At 69.1% G+C, this 16943-nt stretch carries 17 protein-coding genes; 16 read left to right on the top strand and 1 reads right to left on the bottom strand.

Annotated features, from left to right (window positions below; translation table 11 throughout):
- The first annotated feature begins 26 nt into the window (after positions 1 to 26).
- From purH to MBELCI_RS01200, 15 genes are all read left to right on the top strand, one after another.
- Positions 27 to 1613, top strand: a complete 1587-nt coding sequence (gene purH, locus MBELCI_RS01270) for a bifunctional phosphoribosylaminoimidazolecarboxamide formyltransferase/IMP cyclohydrolase (RefSeq protein WP_021692317.1) — start codon at positions 27 to 29, stop codon at positions 1611 to 1613.
- 10 nt (positions 1614 to 1623) lie between these two features.
- Complete coding sequence (gene lspA, locus MBELCI_RS01265) at positions 1624 to 2148, top strand: signal peptidase II (protein WP_045319548.1); 525 nt, start codon at positions 1624 to 1626, stop codon at positions 2146 to 2148.
- Between the two features lie 56 nt (positions 2149 to 2204).
- Positions 2205 to 2441, top strand: coding sequence for a DUF3035 domain-containing protein (locus tag MBELCI_RS01260; protein WP_021692315.1), 237 nt, complete (start codon positions 2205 to 2207; stop codon positions 2439 to 2441).
- Positions 2442 to 2526: 85 nt separating this feature from the next.
- Positions 2527 to 3921 carry a M16 family metallopeptidase gene (locus MBELCI_RS01255; RefSeq protein WP_021692314.1) on the top strand — a complete coding sequence of 465 codons (1395 nt, stop codon included), beginning with the start codon at positions 2527 to 2529 and terminating at the stop codon, positions 3919 to 3921.
- Positions 3918 to 5276: a M16 family metallopeptidase gene (locus MBELCI_RS01250; RefSeq protein ID WP_021692313.1), complete on the top strand. Its 1359-nt coding sequence runs from the start codon at positions 3918 to 3920 to the stop codon at positions 5274 to 5276. Before MBELCI_RS01255 ends, MBELCI_RS01250 begins: the two co-directional genes overlap by 4 nt.
- A 41-nt stretch (positions 5277 to 5317) precedes the next feature.
- Positions 5318 to 7288, top strand: coding sequence for a DNA mismatch repair endonuclease MutL (mutL, locus tag MBELCI_RS01245; RefSeq protein WP_021692312.1), 1971 nt, complete (start codon positions 5318 to 5320; stop codon positions 7286 to 7288).
- A gap of 66 nt (positions 7289 to 7354) precedes the next feature.
- On the top strand, positions 7355 to 7876 hold the full coding sequence (locus tag MBELCI_RS19105) for a hypothetical protein (RefSeq protein ID WP_131505496.1): 522 nt from the start codon (positions 7355 to 7357) through the stop codon (positions 7874 to 7876).
- 61 nt (positions 7877 to 7937) lie between these two features.
- Positions 7938 to 8276, top strand: coding sequence for a DUF6732 family protein (locus tag MBELCI_RS22885; protein WP_439645914.1), 339 nt, complete (start codon positions 7938 to 7940; stop codon positions 8274 to 8276).
- 20 nt (positions 8277 to 8296) lie between these two features.
- Positions 8297 to 9412 carry a sirohydrochlorin chelatase gene (locus MBELCI_RS01230; RefSeq protein WP_045319569.1) on the top strand — a complete coding sequence of 372 codons (1116 nt, stop codon included), beginning with the start codon at positions 8297 to 8299 and terminating at the stop codon, positions 9410 to 9412.
- Between the two features lie 61 nt (positions 9413 to 9473).
- On the top strand, positions 9474 to 10109 hold the full coding sequence (locus MBELCI_RS01225; RefSeq protein ID WP_021692308.1) for a precorrin-8X methylmutase: 636 nt from the start codon (positions 9474 to 9476) through the stop codon (positions 10107 to 10109).
- A complete protein-coding gene (locus MBELCI_RS01220) occupies positions 10106 to 11323 on the top strand; it encodes a bifunctional cobalt-precorrin-7 (C(5))-methyltransferase/cobalt-precorrin-6B (C(15))-methyltransferase (RefSeq protein ID WP_021692307.1) in 1218 nt (405 codons plus the stop codon). Before MBELCI_RS01225 ends, MBELCI_RS01220 begins: the two co-directional genes overlap by 4 nt.
- A complete protein-coding gene (cobI, locus tag MBELCI_RS01215; RefSeq protein WP_021692306.1) occupies positions 11320 to 12021 on the top strand; it encodes a precorrin-2 C(20)-methyltransferase in 702 nt (233 codons plus the stop codon). The genes MBELCI_RS01220 and cobI overlap by 4 nt, the downstream gene beginning before the upstream one ends.
- The gene (gene cobJ / locus MBELCI_RS01210) at positions 12012 to 13811 is read left to right on the top strand and encodes a precorrin-3B C(17)-methyltransferase (RefSeq protein ID WP_045319547.1); all 1800 of its coding nucleotides are present in this window, start codon (positions 12012 to 12014) and stop codon (positions 13809 to 13811) included. The genes cobI and cobJ overlap by 10 nt, the downstream gene beginning before the upstream one ends.
- Positions 13812 to 13880: 69 nt before the next feature.
- Positions 13881 to 14648, top strand: a complete 768-nt coding sequence (cobM, locus tag MBELCI_RS01205) for a precorrin-4 C(11)-methyltransferase (protein WP_021692304.1) — start codon at positions 13881 to 13883, stop codon at positions 14646 to 14648.
- A 71-nt stretch (positions 14649 to 14719) separates the two neighbouring features.
- A complete protein-coding gene (locus MBELCI_RS01200) occupies positions 14720 to 15070 on the top strand; it encodes a hypothetical protein (RefSeq protein ID WP_021692303.1) in 351 nt (116 codons plus the stop codon).
- 4 nt (positions 15071 to 15074) lie between these two features.
- On the opposite strand, the gene MBELCI_RS01195 is transcribed toward MBELCI_RS01200, so the two are convergent.
- Positions 15075 to 16268 carry a MalY/PatB family protein gene (locus MBELCI_RS01195; RefSeq protein WP_021692302.1) on the bottom strand — a complete coding sequence of 398 codons (1194 nt, stop codon included), beginning with the start codon at positions 16266 to 16268 and terminating at the stop codon, positions 15075 to 15077.
- 99 nt (positions 16269 to 16367) lie between these two features.
- Between MBELCI_RS01195 and def the strand changes: the two genes are divergently transcribed.
- Positions 16368 to 16889, top strand: a complete 522-nt coding sequence (def, locus tag MBELCI_RS01190; protein WP_021692301.1) for a peptide deformylase — start codon at positions 16368 to 16370, stop codon at positions 16887 to 16889.
- Positions 16890 to 16943: the final 54 nt, after the last annotated feature.

Here is a 16943-nt window from a genome sequence, read left to right as displayed (position 1 = left end):
CGGACCAGGATCAGGAAGGACGACCCATGACCTCGCTTGCCCCGCTGCGCCGCGCGCTGCTCTCCGTTTCCGACAAGTCCGGCCTCGTGGACCTCGCCCGCGCGCTCGACGCCCGCGGCGTGGAACTGCTTTCCACCGGCGGCTCTGCCAAGGCGCTGCGCGACGCGGGCCTGCCGGTGCGCGACGTGGCCGAGGTCACCGGCTTTCCCGAGATGATGGACGGCCGCGTCAAGACGCTGCACCCGCGCGTGCATGGCGGCCTGCTCGCGGTGCGCTCGGATGAGGCGCATGTCGCGGCGATGGACGAGCACGGCATCCCGGCGATCGACCTGCTGGTGGTCAACCTCTACCCGTTCGAGGAGACCGTGGCGAAGGGCGGCGATTACGACAGCTGCATCGAGAACATCGACATCGGCGGCCCGGCGATGATCCGCGCCGCCGCCAAGAACCACGCCGATGTCTGCGTGGTCACCGATGTCGAGGATTACGAGGCACTGCTGTCGGAGTTGGAAAGCAACGACGGCCAGACCGATCTGGCCTTCCGCAAGCGGCTCGCCCAGACGGCCTATGCCCGCACCGCCGCCTATGATGCGGCCGTCTCGACCTGGATGGCCTCGGCCATCGGCGAGACGACGCCGCGCCGCCGCGCCTTTGCGGGCACCCTCGTCCAGACCCTGCGCTATGGCGAGAACCCGCACCAGCAGGCCGCCTTCTATACCGACGGCTCGATGCGCCCCGGCGTCGCCACCGCGCGGCAGATCCAGGGCAAGGAGCTGAGCTACAACAATATCAACGATACCGACGCGGCCTATGAGCTGGTGGCCGAGTTCGGCGGCGATGCGCCCGCCTGCGCCATCATCAAACACGCCAACCCCTGCGGCGTCGCGACCGGCGGCTCGCTCAAGGAGGCCTATGCGCGGGCCTTCGATTGCGACCGCACCTCGGCCTTCGGCGGCATCGTGGCGCTGAACCGCCCCCTCGACGGCGCGACCGCGACCGAGATCGCCAAGATCTTCACCGAGGTCGTGATCGCGCCGGGCGCCGATGACGACGCCCGCGCCATCTTTGCCGCCAAAAAGAACCTGCGGCTTCTGGTGACCGAGGCGCTGCCCGATCCGCGCAGCCCGCGCCTCACCTACCGGCAGGTTGCGGGCGGCTTGTTGGTGCAGGACCATGATTCGGGTTTCAAGGGCCGTGACGACCTCCGGGTCGTGACCGAGCGCGCGCCTTCGACGCAGGAGGTCGAGGACCTGATGTTCGCCTGGACCGTGGCGCGTCACGTGAAGTCGAACGCCATCGTCTATGCAAAGGACGGCCAGACCGTGGGCGTCGGCGCGGGCCAGATGAGCCGCCTTGATTCGGCACTGATCGCCGCCGCGAAAGCGGGCCGCATGGGCGAGGCACTGGGGCTGTCGGAAAATCCGGCCAAGGGATCCGTCGTTGCCTCGGACGCCTTCTTCCCCTTCGCCGACGGGCTGATGGAGGCGGCGGGCGCGGGCGTCACGGCGGTGATCCAGCCCGGTGGCTCGATGCGCGACGACGAGGTGATCGCGGCTGCCAACGAGGCGGGTCTGGCAATGGTGCTGACCGGCATGCGTCACTTCCGGCATTGAGGGGCGCGCGGTGCGACTGACCCTCTGGACCGGCTTTTGGGTGTTTCTCGCCGATCAGGCGACGAAATATCTCGTGGTGCACGCGCTCGGGCTGATGGAGCGGCTCCAGATCACGGTGATCCCCGGCATCCTCGACTTCCGCATGGCGTGGAACCGGGGCGTCAACTTCGGGCTCTTTGCGAACTTCGACATGCGCTGGGTGCTGGTGGCGCTGGCGCTCGCCATCTCGGCGGCGGTGCTTGTGTGGATCGCCCGTGACGGCGGCAGGCGCATGGCGCGGATCTCGGCGGGTTTTCTGGTGGGCGGCGCTCTGGGCAACGTGATCGACCGGGTGCTCTATGGCGCCGTGGCGGATTTTCTCAACGTCAGCTGTTGCGGGATCGAGAACCCTTATGCCTTCAACATCGCCGACATCGCGATCTTTCTGGGGGCGGTGGGGCTGGTGCTGTTCGGCGGCGACAAGCCGCAGCCAGACGGGCGTCCCGGCCCGGGCGGGCCGGGACCCCGTCGCAAGCGTGGCGCAAAGAGCCCGTGACCCGGCGCATGAGCTGCGATAGTCAGGGTCTCGGACGAGACGGACGGGGACGACACATGCGACTGGCACTGGCCGCGGGGCTGACCGCGCTGATACTCGCGGGCTGCGGCCGTGGCGATGGCCCGGCGGGCCCCGATCCCGCCCTCGTGGTGCCCCAGCAGCCGCTTGATATCCCCGCGCGGCTCGATCTGCCGCAACCTACGCCGGGGGCGGCGAACCGCGCCGATCCCGACCCGGCCGAGGTGGCCCTGCGCCGCCGCTCGGCCGGAACGGCGCTGCAACCGCCCTTCTGATCGCTCGCGGCGGCTCACGAAGCCGTGGCGGCGCTTGCGGCGGCGGCGCGGCACCGTAGGTTGGGTGCAGCGAAGGAGGCACTTCATGCTGCGCAAACTGGCCCAGGCCGCCCCCGTCATCCTTGCCCTGCCGGTGTTCACCCTGCCGGTGCTGGCCCCGCTCGCATCCGCGCAGGAGGCCGCAGCGGTGGTCGTTCCGGGCGATGCGGTGACGACCTATACCCTCGACAACGGTCTCGAGATGGTGGTGATCGAGGATCACCGCGCCCCGGTGGTGACTCAGATGCTGTGGTACCGTGTCGGGTCCGCCGATGAACCGGAGGGCGCCTCAGGTGTCGCGCATTTCCTCGAACACCTGCTGTTCAAGGCGACCGACGATCTCGAAGCGGGCGAATTCTCGGCCACGGTCGCGGCAAATGGCGGCTCGGACAACGCCTTCACCTCGACCGACTACACCGCCTATTTCCAGCGCGTCGCCGCCGACCGCCTGCCGCTCATGATGGGGATGGAAGCCGAGCGGATGAACGACCTCGCGCTTACCGACGAGGACATCGAGACCGAGCGGCAAGTGATCGTCGAGGAGCGCAACCAGCGCACCGAGAGCAATCCCGGCGCCCTTGCGCGCGAGCAGATGGTCGCGGCGCAATACATCAACCACCCTTACGGGCGCCCGGTGATCGGCTGGATGCATGAGATCGAAGGGCTGGGCCGCGACGACGTGCGCGATTTCTACGAGACCTACTATTCGCCCAACAACGCGATCCTCGTGGTCGCGGGCGACGTGATCCCCGATGAGGTTCTGGCATTGGCCGAGGAGCATTACGGCCCGATCCCGGCCGAACCCGACCTGCCCGGACGGGTCCGCCCGCAAGAGCCGCCGCAGCGCGCGGCGCGGCAACTCGTCTATGCCGACGAACGGGTGTCGCAGCCCTATGTCACCCGCAGTTATCTCGCGCCCGAACGCGATTCGGACGATCAGGAGACGGCGGCGGCGCTGACCTATCTCGCCGAGATCCTCGGTGGCTCGTCCTTTACCTCTGTGTTGGGCGAGGAACTGGTGTTCGAACGCGAGATCGCGCTACATGCCGGCGCGGGCTATCACGGCATGTCGCTCGACGACGCGACCTTCTCGCTGTCGGTGGTGCCCCGCCCCGGCGTATCGCTCGACGAGGCCGAGGCGGCGCTCGACGAGGTAGTGACGGGCTTTCTCGACACCGGCCCGACGCCTGAGCAGATGGTGCGCATCCGCACCCAGCTCCGCGCCTCCGAAATCTATGCCCGCGATTCGGTCGAAGGGCTGGCGCGGCGCTACGGTGCGGCGCTGAGCCAGGGGTTGACGGTGGAGGATGTGGGCGATTGGCCCGAGATCCTGCAATCCGTTACCGCCGAGGCGGTGCTCGACGCCGCCCGCGCCGTGTTCGACCCCGACCAGAGCGTGACGCTGCACGTCGTGTCCAGCCGCGAGGAGGAGCCCAAATGATCCGCATCCTGACACTGGCCCTCGCCTTCGGTGCCGGTCTCGCCGGTCTGGCCCATGCCGAGATCGAGATCGAGGAGGTGACTTCGCCGGGCGGCATCGACGCCTGGCTGGTCGAGGACCACACCATCCCCTTCACGGCGCTCGAGCTGCGCTTCGAAGGGGGCACCGGGCTCGACGATTCCGACCGGCTTGGCGCGGTGAACCTGATGACCGGTCTTCTCGAAGAAGGAGCGGCCGAGATGGACGCCCGCGCCTTCCAGGCCGCACGCGAAGATCTCGCGGCGAGCTTTTCCTTCAATGTCGGCACCGACACGCTCTCGGTCTCGGCGCGGATGCTGACCGAGAACCGCGACGCGGCGGTGGATCTTCTGCGCGCCGCGTTGGTCGAGCCGCGCTTTGACCCGGTGGCGATCGAACGGGTGCGCGGACAGGTGCAGTCGATCCTCGCGCAGGACGCGCAGGACCCGCGCCGCCTCGCCAGTCGTGCCTTCTACGAGGCTGCCTTCGGCGATCATCCCTATGGCCGCCCCGACAACGGCACACCCGAAAGCGTGGCGGCCCTGACCCGGGACGATCTCCTCGCGGCGCACAAGGCGGCGCTGACGCGCGACCGCGTGCATGTGGGTGCGGTGGGCGACATCACGCCCGAGGAGCTGGGCGCGCTCGTCGACGAGCTGCTGGGCGAGCTGCCCGAAAGCGGCCCCGAGCTTCCGGGCCATGTCGAGTTTGGCCTGTCGGGCGGCATCGAGGTGATCGATTATCCGACGCCGCAATCCACCGCGCTGTTCGGCCAGCCCGGTCTCGAACGCGACGATCCGGACTTCTTCACGGCCTATGTGCTCAACCACATCCTCGGCGGTGGCGGCTTCGAGAGCCGGTTGATGACCGAGGTGCGCGAGAAGCGCGGTCTCACCTATGGCGTCAGCACCGATCTGGTGCCGCTGGAGAACACCGAATTCTGGATCGGCTCATTGGCCTCGGCCAATGACCGCATGGCGCAGGCGATCGAGGTGATCCGCGACCAATGGGCGCGCATCGCCTCGCAAGGCGTGACGCAGCAGGAGCTGGACGCCGCCAAGACCTACCTGACCGGGGAATATCCGCTGCGCTTCGACGGCAACGGGCCGATCGCCGACATCCTCGTTGGAATGCAGGTGACCGGCCTGCCCAAGAGCTACGTCACCGAACGCAACGCCTTCATCGAGGCGGTGACGCTCGACGAGGTGAACCGCGTTGCCGCCGAGCTGGTGGACCCCGGCGCCCTGCATTTCGTGGTGGTGGGCCGGCCTGAGGGATTGGAGACCGAGGCGGGCCCCGAGATCACCCTGCCGGAGGTGGTCCTGCCCGCCCGGTGAGGCCTCGCGCCGCCTTCGCAGGACATGCTAGTCTCTCATCCATGACGCTGCACAGCCCTGCCGAACCGGCCCCGCGCCCCGTGATCCGCCAACTCGACGAAGCGGCGATCAACCGCATCGCCGCAGGCGAGGTGGTCGAACGCCCCGCCTCGGCGGTCAAGGAACTGGTGGAGAACGCGCTCGATGCAGGCGCGCGGCGGATCGAGGTGACCATCGCGGCGGGGGGCAAGAACCTGATTCGCGTGCGCGACGATGGCTGTGGCATGACGGCAGACGAATTGCCGCTGGCTCTGGCGCGTCATGCTACCTCCAAGATCGACGGCTCGGACCTGCTGGAGATCCACAGCTTCGGCTTTCGCGGCGAGGCGTTGGCCTCGCTTGGCGCGGTGGGGCGACTGACGCTCACCTCGCGGGTGGCGGGGCAGGAGGCGGCGACGATCTCGGTCACCGGCGGCCGTCTCGGGCCGGTCGCGCCCGCGGCCCTCGATCGCGGCACGGTGGTCGAACTGCGCGACCTGTTCCACGCGACGCCCGCCCGGCTCAAGTTCATGCGCACCGACCGCGCCGAGGCGCAGGCGCTGGCCGAGGCGCTGCGTCGTCTCGCCATGGCCGAGCCGCATGTCGCCTTCAGCCTGCGCGACATCACCGACGGGCGCGAGCGCGAGATCTTTCGCGTCGATGCCGAGACGGGCGATCCGGTCACCGCGCTGGGCAATCGTCTCGCCGCCATTCTGGGCCGCGAGTTCCACGACAACGCGCTCCCCGTCGACGGCAGCCGCGAGGGGCTGCACCTTACCGGTTTCGCCGCGCTGCCGACCTATTCGCGCGGCGCGGGCGTGAGCCAGCATGTCTTCGTCAATGGCCGCCCCGTCACCGACCGCCAGCTCACCGGGGCGCTGCGCGCGGCCTACATGGATGTCCTGTCGCGCGACCGCTTTCCGGCCGCGGCGCTTTTCGTGGAATGCGCGCCGCAGCTTGTCGATGTGAACGTGCATCCCGCGAAATCCGAAGTGCGGTTCCGCGACCCGCAAGCGGTGCGCGGGCTGATCGTCTCGACCCTGCGCGCGGCGCTGTCGGGGGCAGGGCACCGCGCCTCGACGACCGTGGCCACCGAAACGCTGTCGATGATGCGTCCCGGCCCGGCGGCGCGGACGGGGGATGCGGGTGGGCTCATCGACGAGGAGGATCATCCCGCGCGCGGCGTAGCCACGGCCTCAAGCATCCACGCCTGGCAGATGGAGCGCCCCTCGCCACGCGCCATGAGCGTGGCGCGGGCCGCGCAGGCGCCGGGTCTTGCCGAATCGAGCTTCGGCTTCGAAAGCGCACATGGTCTGCCCGGCCCCGTGCCCGATGATCTGCGCTCTGCGCGGCTGTCGGGAACGGACATGCCCTCGGCCCGTGTCGAAAAGGACACGTTCCCGGCGGGGGCCGAAGCGCTCCCCCTCGGGGCCGCGCGGGCGCAGCTTCACGGCAACTGGATCGTTGCGCAGACCGAGACCGGCATGGTGCTGGTGGACCAGCACGCCGCGCATGAACGGCTGGTCTATGAGCGGCTCAAGCGGCAGATGGCGGACAGCGGCGTCGCGGCGCAGGCGCTTCTTGTGCCGGAGATCGTCGATCTCGGTCCGGGGGCGGAGCGGCTGCTGGAGGTGGCCGAGGACCTGTCGCGCCTCGGCCTGAGCCTTGAATCCTTTGGTCCCGGCACGGTGGCGGTGCGCGAAACCCCCGCCATCCTCGGGCGGATCGACGCGGCCGCCCTGCTGCGCGACATTCTCGACGAGCTGGAGGATCTCGACGCCACCACGGCGCTGCCCGTGCGGCTCGACGCGATCCTGAGCCGGGTCGCCTGCCACGGTTCGATCCGCTCGGGTCGGCAGATGCGGGCCGAGGAGATGAACGCCCTGCTGCGCGAGATGGAAGCCACACCCGGCTCCGGTCAATGCAATCATGGGCGGCCCACCTATGTCGAATTGCGACTTGCGGATATAGAGAAGCTGTTCGGGCGGCGCTGATGCCGCTTGCAACGATGCGTCTCACGGCTATTTGATCGGTGACGTGCGGGTACGAGGAGTGGCGTGATGCGATACGGATTTAAGGGCGCTGCGTTGGCGGCGCTGTTTCTGGCGGGCTGCGGTCAGGTGGAGCCGCTTGTGATGCCCTTGCTCGAATCGGCGGAGTTGCCGCCGGTCAGGCCGCCGGTGGCGCATGTCCGGATGATGCCCGAGCCCGAGCCCTTCGCGCCGGAATATGCCGAACGCCCGTTCGAGAAGGGGCCGATGTCGGTGATCGCCCCCACCGGGGACGGTCGCATGGCGACATGGCGGCTGATCCCCTGTCAGGAAGGCCGCGCGATCTGCGTCGATGGTCATGCCGGACAGCTCTCCGTGGCGGGCGACACCTATGTGGTGAGCGGCGTGCATGGGCGGAGCTTTCATCTCGAGACCGGCGGCGGCGGCTTCGTGACCCGCAGCGGCGGCGGCAAGTTCGCCGATGTGCAGGCGCCGCTGGCGTGGGAGCATTTCCCCGAGATCGACCTCGCCGTGCCCGCCCGGACGGCGGTGGCGGTGTCGGTGCCAAGTCGCGCGCCCGTCATGAAGTGACGCTTCGAGGGGTTTCGCCCCGGCGTCGCCACGGCTATGGAGAGGGCCGACGAAGCCCGAAGTGGCCGGAACGGTCGGTGGCGCGGGGGTCGACCCATTTAGGGGACCCGAGCACCACGTCGTCCTCGCACCGCCGCATGACGCGGCGGGCGCCGGCCATTGCCAGATCGAGAGGTCCGCGATGCGCCACATCCTCCTGCCGACGATCCCGCTCATCATACCGGGGATGGCCGCGGCCCATCCCGGCCACATGGCCGACCTTGCCGGTCACGACCATTGGGTCGCCGGCGCGGCGATCGGCCTGGCCATCGCGCTCGGGCTGTGGGGCGCGCTGAAGGGCGGGGGCAAGGAAGAAGAGGCCGAGACCTCCGACGATCAGGGCGACGAGGCCCGCGCGTGAGCGCGTCCAAGACCGGCGTGATGATCTGCGGCCACGGCTCGCGCAGCCAGTCGGCAGTGGACGAGTTCGCGGTGCTGGCCGAGAAGCTGCCCGCTTTGCTGCCGCCAGACTGGCCGGTGGAATACGGCTATCTCGAATTCGCCAATCCGGTGATCCGCGACGGGCTCGACCGGCTGCGCGAGCAGGGTTGCACCCGCATCCTCGCTGTGCCCGGCATGCTCTTTGCCGCGATGCACGCCAAGAACGACATCCCGACCGTGCTCAACACCTATGCCGCCAAGCACGACATCGAGATCATCTATGGCCGCGAGTTGGGGGTCGATCCGCGCATGGTCGCGGCCGCCGCCGATCGCATCCAAAGCGCGCTCGACGCCAACCCCTCGGACGTGCCGATGCACGAAACCTGCCTCGTGGTGATCGGGCGCGGGGCGAGCGATCCCGACGCCAACGGCAACGTGTCTAAGATCGCGCGTCTCCTGTGGGAGGGGATGGGCTTCGGCTGGTGCGAGACCGGCTATTCCGGCGTCACCTTCCCGCTGGTCGAGCCCTGTCTCCAACACGTGGCGCGGCTGGGCTACCGCCGCGTCGTGGTGTTCCCGTATTTCCTGTTCTCGGGCATCCTGATCGACCGCATCTATGGCTTCACCGATCAGGTGGCCGAGGCGCACCCCGAGCTTGAGATCGTCAAGGCGCCTTATCTCGGCGACCACCCGGAGGTGATGAACACCTTTGCCGAGCGCGTGACCGAACTCGTGGGCGAGGCGGTCCCGCCCACCTGCGGCATGTGCAAGTACCGCACGCAGGTGCTGGGCTTCGAAGCCGAGGTCGGCGCGGTGCAGGAAAGTCATCATCACCATGTCGAGGGGCAGGGCGCGAACGCGCCCGGTGCCAACGTGTCCGATTGCGCGCTCTGCGACGATTTCTGCACCGGCATGTGCCGGCTCGACGCTGCGGACCGTCACGCCCATGCCCATGAGCATGACCTGCCACACGACCACGGGCATGATCACGCCCATGACCATCACCACCATGGCCATGCTCACCACCATGATCACGCCCATGACCACCAGCACGCGGTCTACCCGCAGGCCGACCACCCGCTCGGGCCGCTGAGCGTGTTGAAGTCGCGCAAGTGAGCGTCTTCACTCGTCAAATACTCAAATCCCCCGGCCGGTGCCGCTCGGGACGGAGGTCGTGATGCGTCCCTACGAGACCGATCCCGCCAGGATCTATGCCCAGAGCTTTGCCACGGTGCGCGCCGAGGCCCGGCTCGACCGCTTTCCCGAGGATCTGCGCCCGATGGTGATCCGACTGATCCACGCCTGCGGCATGGTCGAGATCGCGGATCGGCTGGCGTTCTCCGCAGGCGCGATGGCGACGGGGCGCGCGGCGTTGGCCGCGGGCGCGCCGGTGCTGTGCGATTGCGAAATGGTGGCGGCGGGGATCATCCGGCGACACCTGCCCGACACTGAGGTGCTGGTGACGTTGAACGACGCGGCGGTGCCGGAGATGGCGCACGATCTGGGCACGACCCGTTCGGCAGCGGCCGTCGATCTGTGGCGCGAGAAGATCAAGGGCGCGGTGGTCGCGGTGGGCAACGCGCCGACGGCGCTGTTCCATCTTCTGGAGCGGCTCGACGCGGGCTGGCCCAAGCCGGCGCTGATCCTCGGCTTCCCGGTGGGTTTCGTGGGCGCGGCGGAATCCAAGGCCGAACTGGCGGGCGATCCGCGCGGCTGCGATTTCGTGGCGCTCCGGGGCCGCAAGGGCGGCTCGGCCATGGCCTCGGCGGCGGTGAACGCGCTGGCCAACGGGATTTCGGAGGAAAAGGCATGAACGCTGTCGCAGCACCGGAGCCGTGGCTGCATGTCGTGGGTATCGGCGAGGACGGCATGGATGGGCTCCTGCCCGCGACCCGCGCCGTGGTCGAGGCCGCCGAGATCATCGTCGGCGGCGATCGGCACCATGAGCTTGCGGGCGCGGTGGGGGCGGAGCGGGTCGCCTGGCCCAGCCCGTTCGACGCGCTGATCGACCGGCTTCGCTCCTTCAAGGGCCGACGCGTCGTGGTGTTGGCCACGGGCGATCCGCTGTGGTTTTCTGTCGGCGCGCGGATCGGCCGCGCGATCCCCGCCGCCGAGATCGTCTATCATCCGCAGCTTTCGGCGTTCCAGCTTGCCTCTGCCCGGATGGGTTGGAGCCTTGCGGATGTCGAGACGCTGACCGTGCATGGCCGCCCGGTGGAGCAGATGATCGCCTTCATCCAGCCGCAGGCGCGGCTCTTGATCCTGACCACCGGCCCGGACACGCCCGGCCAGATCGCGCGGTTCCTGACCGAGCGTGGCTTTGGCCGCAGCCTGATGACGGTGCTGGCCAACATGGGCGGCGAGGCCGAGGCGCGCTTTGATGGAACCGCCGAGAGTTGGGACCACGAGGTGCCCGCCTTCAACACATTGGCCGTGGATTGCATCGCCGCCCCCGACGCGGCGATGATCCCGCGCGTGCCGGGGCTCGACGACGCACTCTTCGTCTCGGACGGCACGATGACCAAGCGCGAGCTGCGCGCGGCGACGCTGGCTAAGCTGATGCCAATGCGCGGCGCGCTGCTATGGGACATCGGCGCGGGGTCTGGCTCGGTCGCGATCGAATGGATGCGCGCGGCGCGATATGCCAACGCCATCGGCATCGAGCCGCGCGCCGACCGCCGGGCCATGGCGGCAGCCAACGCGCTGGCGCTCGGCACGCCGCGGCTGCGGCTGGTCGAGGGGGAGGCACCGGCCGCGCTTGACGGTCTGCCCGCGCCCGATGCGATCTTCATCGGCGGCGGGCTGTCGGCGGAGGTTTTCGCCGCCGCGTGGTCGGCGCTGCGCCCGCTCGGGCGGCTGGTGGCCAATGCCGTGACGCTGGAGAGCGAGGCGGCGCTGATCGCGCTGCATGCCGCACATGGCGGCGATCTGGTGCGGATCTCGGTCGCGCGCGCGGCACCTGTTGGTCGTCTGACGGGATGGAAGCCGGCGATGCCGGTGACCCAGTGGAGCCTGATCAAGCGATGAGCGGCACGCTTTACGGCGTGGGCCTCGGCCCCGGCGCGCCCGACCTGATCACCCTGCGCGCCGCGCGGTTGATCGAGGCCGCGCGCGTCGTCGCCTATCCGACGTTGGCGGGCGGCGCGAGCTTTGCCCGCTCGATCGCCGCCGAGCTGATCGCGTCGGATGCGCGCGAAATCGCCATGGATGTGCCGATGACGGTGGAGCGCGGCCCGGCGCAGGCGGCCTATGACGCAGGCGCCGCGCGGATCGCCGAAGCCTTGGATTCGGGCGAGGACGTGGTCTGCCTGTGCGAGGGCGACCCGTTCTTCTACGGCTCCTTCATGTATCTTTTCGCCCGCCTTGCGGATTGTCACCGGGTGGAGGTCGTACCGGGCGTCACCTCGCTCACCGCCGCCGCCGCGAGCGCCCGCCGCCCCCTGGCCGCGCGCAACGAAAGGCTGACCGTGCTGCCGGGGCCGCTGCCCGAAGCCGAGCTGCGCACCCGGATCGAGGGCGCGGAAAGCGTCGCGATCATGAAGCTCGGGCGGCATTTTCCGAAAGTGCGTGCCGTGATCGACGATCTCGGCCTTACCGACCGCGCCGTCTACGTCGAGCGCGCCACGCTGGAGGCGGAGGTGGTCCGCCCGCTGGTCGAAGCGCCCGACACCGCCCCCTATTTCTCGATGATCATTCTCACGAAGGGAGCCGATCCTTGGCTGTGACCCCCGTTGTCCTCGCGCTGTCGCGCTCCGGCGAAACCGTGGCCCGGAGGGTGGCCGACGCCCTTGATGCGCCGCTGCATGGCCGCGAGGGTCGGGTGGAGCGGGCCGACGCCTTCTTCGCCGATGCGCTGGAGCACGCACGCGATCTCTTCGCGGCGGGAACGCCCGTCATCGGCGTCTGCGCGAGCGGCATCCTGATCCGTGCGGTCGCGCCGCAACTTTCGGACAAGCGCGCCGAGCCGCCGGTGATCTCGGTCTCCGATGACGGACGTGTCGTGGTCCCGCTTCTGGGCGGGCATCGCGGCGCCAACCGGCTGGCGAAACACATCGCCGAGGCGCTGGAAGGAACGGCCGCCGTCACCACCGCGGGAGATGTCTCGCTCGGCGTGGCGCTGGACGAGCCACCGTTGGGCTACCGGCTGGTCAATTCCGGCGATGCCAAGGGCGCGATGGCGGCGCTGCTTTCGGGCGGTGGCGCGACCGTCACCGGCGATGCGCCGTGGCTGGCTGGCCTGCCACGGGGCGATGCGCTGAGGATCACCGTCTCTGAGGCGCCGCAGCAGGGGCTCGGCCCCGATCATCTTCACTTCGCACCGCAGCGCGCCGTGCTGGGGCTGGGCTGCGCCCGCGACTGCCCGCCCGAGGAGTTGGCCGCGTTGGTGCGCGAGACGCTGGCCGAGGCCGGGATCGCGCCAGAGGCCGTGCAGGCCATGGCCTCGATCGACCTCAAGGCCGACGAGCCCGCGATCCTGAATGTTTCACGTGTAATCGGCGCGCCGCTGCGCCTTTTCACCGCCACCGAGCTGGAGGCCGAGGCGCCGCGCCTCGCCACGCCCTCCGACGTTGTCTTTGCCGAGGTCGGATGCCACGGCGTCTCCGAGGGCGCGGCACTCGCGCAAGCCGGGCCCGACGCGACCCTCGTCGTCCCCAAGCGCAAGAGCGCCAACGCCACCTGCGCGCTGGCCATCGCGCCTGCGCCGATCACCGAATTGCGCGGTCGCCGCCGGGGCCGCCTCTCGGTCGTGGGCATCGGGCCGGGGCAGTCGGGCTGGCGCACCCCCGAAGCCTCGCGTTTGATCGCGCAAGCCGAGGAACTGGTCGGTTACGGGCTCTATATCGACCTCTTGGGTCCGCTTGCCGCCGAAAAGCCGCGCGCCGACTTCCCATTGGGTGGCGAGGAGGATCGCTGCCGCTACGCGCTGGAGCGCGCCGCCGAAGGGCGCGACGTGGCGCTGATCTGTTCGGGCGATGCGGGCATCTATGCCATGGGCGCACTGGTCTTCGAATTGCTGGGCCGCGATGCGGACAAGGGCGGTGTTTCGGATGCCGCGCGCCGCATCGAGGTCACCTGCACGCCCGGCGTCTCGGCGCTGCAGGCCGCCGCCTCGCGCGCCGGCGCGCCGCTCGGCCATGATTTCTGCGCCATTTCGCTGTCGGATCTGCTCACCCCGCGTGAGGACATCGTGAAGCGGCTCCACGCCGCAGCCCAAGGCGATTTCGTCATCGCTTTCTACAATCCGGTCTCCAAGCGCCGCCGCACCTTGCTGGCCGAGGCGCGCGAGATCCTGCTCGGGCATCGGCCGGCGGATACGCCGGTGCTTCTGGCTTCGTCTCTCGGGCGCCCCGAGGAAGAGATCCGCTATCGCCGCCTCGACGAGTTGCAGGTCGACGAGGTGGACATGCTGACCGTGGTGCTGGTCGGCTCCTCGCAATCGAAGCTGGTGCAGCTGGGGGAAGGGCCGCGCATGGTGACGCCGCGCGGCTATGCCAAGAAGATCGATGCGCGCTGATCGGGTCGGCGGGAGACTCGACGCCGGTCAAAATAAGTATTTGAAGTTTAGAGATGCAAGGAGCGCGCCATGACCGTCTATTTCATCGGGGCCGGGCCGGGCGATCCGGAGCTTTTGACCCTCAAGGCCGCGCGCCTCATCGCAACCTGCCCGGTTTGCCTCTATGCGGGCTCGCTGGTGCCCGAGGAGGTGGTGGCCGGCGCGCCCGTGGGCGCGCGCGTTCTCGACACCGCGCCGATGACGCTCGACGAGACGCATGCCGAGATCGCCGCCGCTAACGCGCGCGGCGAGGACGTGGCGCGGGTGCATTCGGGCGACCCCTCGCTCTATGGCGCCATCGCCGAACAGATCCGCAGGCTCAAGGCCGATGGCATCCCTTACCGGATCATCCCCGGCGTGCCCGCCTACACCGCCGCCGCTGCCGCGCTGGGACAGGAATTGACGATCCCCGAACTGGCGCAGTCCATCGTGCTCACCCGCATGTCGATGAAGTCGACCGCCATGCCGGCGGGTGAAACGCTCGAGAATTTCGCCGCCACCGGCACGACGCTGGCCATCCATCTCGGCATCCGCGCCCTGCGCGACATCGAGCGGCGGCTGACACCCTTCTACGGGGCCGATTGTCCGGTCGCAGTGGTCTACCGGGCCAGTTGGCCCGACCAGCAGGTGATCCGCGGCACGCTTTCGGACATCCATGCGCAGGTGCGCGCGGCCAAGTTGACCCGGACCGCGCTGATCCTCGTGGGCCCGGCGCTCGGCGCCGATCAGGGATTTCCCGACAGCGCCCTCTACGACCCGGCGCAACCGCATGTGCTGCGCCCCAAGGTCCGCGCCTGAAAAGGACTTTTTCGGGAACGTCGCTTGAATTTCACATTCTTCTGCGCAGGATGGAAGCAGGGGGATGCGATATGACCGATTACCTGAGCAAGGATCTCGAGGACGCCATTGAGGCCGCGCGCCGCGCCGCGCAGCGCCGTTCGGCACGGCTCTGCGTGCATGACGCAGAGACCGTGCACCCGGTGCTGCGCATGTGGGAGACGGGCTTCGCCCTCGCCGCCAAGGACGCGCCGATCCTGCACGGCTTCGTCGATCTCTACGACGGTCCGCGTCACCTCTATCAATGCCTCGTCATGACCTCCCGGGTGGAGGAGGGCGAACGGGTCTACGAGTTCAAGCGCCACAGCCGCGTCGCCGACACCGCTCCCGTCGATTTCGAGCGGGGCGAGGCCGAGCCGGCGCTCAGACTGCCCCGGCTCTGAGGGTCTACTGCAGGTCCGAAAAGGCCGATTGTAGCCGCGCGACCGCCTCGGCCACCCGGGCGCGCGGCGTCGCGATGTTGAAACGCTGGTAGCTTTCGCCGCCGCGCCCGAAGCTGGTGCCGTGGTTCACCGCGATCTTCGCGTCGCCCTCGATCCGGCGCAGCACCTCCTCGCGGGTCATGCCGGTGTCCGAGAAATCCACCCATTCGAGATAGGTGGATTCGAGCGGCATGGGCCTGACCCCGGGGATCTGCGCCACACCCTCCTCGAACAGGCGCCGGTTGCCGTCGAGATAGCCGCGCAGCGCCTCCAGCCATTCGACCCCCTCTGGCGACATCGCCGCCGTCGCCATGGCAAGACCGAAGGAGTTGGGCGACAGGCCCAGCGCCGCCATCCGCGAGGCGAACCGCGCCTTGAGCTTCGGCTCGGACACGATGACATTGCCGATATGTGCGCCAGCGATGTTGAAGGTCTTGGTCGTCGCGGTCAGCATCACCAGACGGTCGGCCACGCCCTCGATCCGGGGCATTGCCCTGTGCATGACGCCCGGCATCGTCAGGTCGCAGTGAATCTCGTCCGACACCAGCACCAGATCGTGCCGCCGCGCGAAGGCGGCCCAGCCCTCCAGCTCGGCCCGGCCCCAGACCCGGCCGCCGGGGTTCTGCGGCGAGCACAGGATCATCATCCGCTCGCGCCCGGTCATCATCGCGTCCCAGGCGTCGAAATCCGGCACGTAGCGGCCGTGATCCAGCGCCAGGGGGCATTCGACCACCTCGCGCCCCGCGGCGCGGATCACCCGCGCGAAGGCGTGGTAGACCGGGGTGAACAGCACCACGCCCTCGCCGGGATCGGTATAGGCGTCGACGCACAGGCCAGTGGCGTTGACGAGACCATGGGTGGTGAAGATGTCGCTCGCATCGGGCCGCCAGCCATGGCGGCGGTCCATCCACCAGCCGATCGCCTCGCGCTGCACCGCATCCGAGGCCGCGTAGCCGTAGATGCCATGCGCGGCCATCTCCTCGACCGCGCGCTGCACGCAAAGGGGCGGGCGGAAATCCATGTCCGCCACCCACATGGCGATCCCCTCATCAGGGCTGACGCCATAGACCGGCTCCATCTGGTCCCATTTGGAACAGTTGGTACCGCGCCGGTCGATGATCTCGTCGAAGTCGGGGGCGGCGGGGCGCTCATGGCTCATGGCGGTCTCCTGTTGGTCGCGCGGAGGCTGCACAAGCCGAGCCGGGCGCGCAAGGGCCCGCGTGTTGCCATGCGCGCCGCTTGGCCCTAGATCGGCGCCATGACATTGCGCCCCATCCTCATTCACCCCGACCCGCGTCTCAAGACCGTGGCCGACCCGGTGCCCGCCATCACCGACGAGATCCGCCGTCTCGCCGACGACATGCTCGAGACCATGTATGACGCGCCGGGCATCGGCCTCGCCGCGCCGCAGATCGGCCAGATGAACCGGCTGCTCGTCATGGATGCCGCCAAGGAGGGCGAGGAGACCGCCCGGCCGATGGTGCTGGTGAACCCCGCCGTCACATGGTCCTCCGAGGCCCGTTCGGTCTATGAGGAGGGCTGCCTCTCGATCCCCGAGCAGTTCGCCGAGGTCGAGCGCCCGGCCGAGGTCGAGGTGCAATGGCTCGGTCTCGACGGCAAGACCCACACCGAACGGTTCGACGGGCTCTGGGCCACCTGTGTGCAGCACGAGATCGACCACCTCGATGGCAGGCTCTTCATCGACTACCTCAAGCCGATGAAGCGGCAGATGATCACCCGCAAGATGGTCAAGCTCAAGCGCGAGCGGGCGCGCGGCTGATGGCTGTGCTCGACATCATCCGGCATCCCGCGCCGGTGCTGCGCGCGACCTGCG

This window comes from Limimaricola cinnabarinus LL-001, assembly GCF_000466965.1.
GTDB classification, from domain to species: domain Bacteria; phylum Pseudomonadota; class Alphaproteobacteria; order Rhodobacterales; family Rhodobacteraceae; genus Limimaricola; species Limimaricola cinnabarinus.
This window is presented reverse-complemented; position numbering and strand designations above follow the sequence as displayed.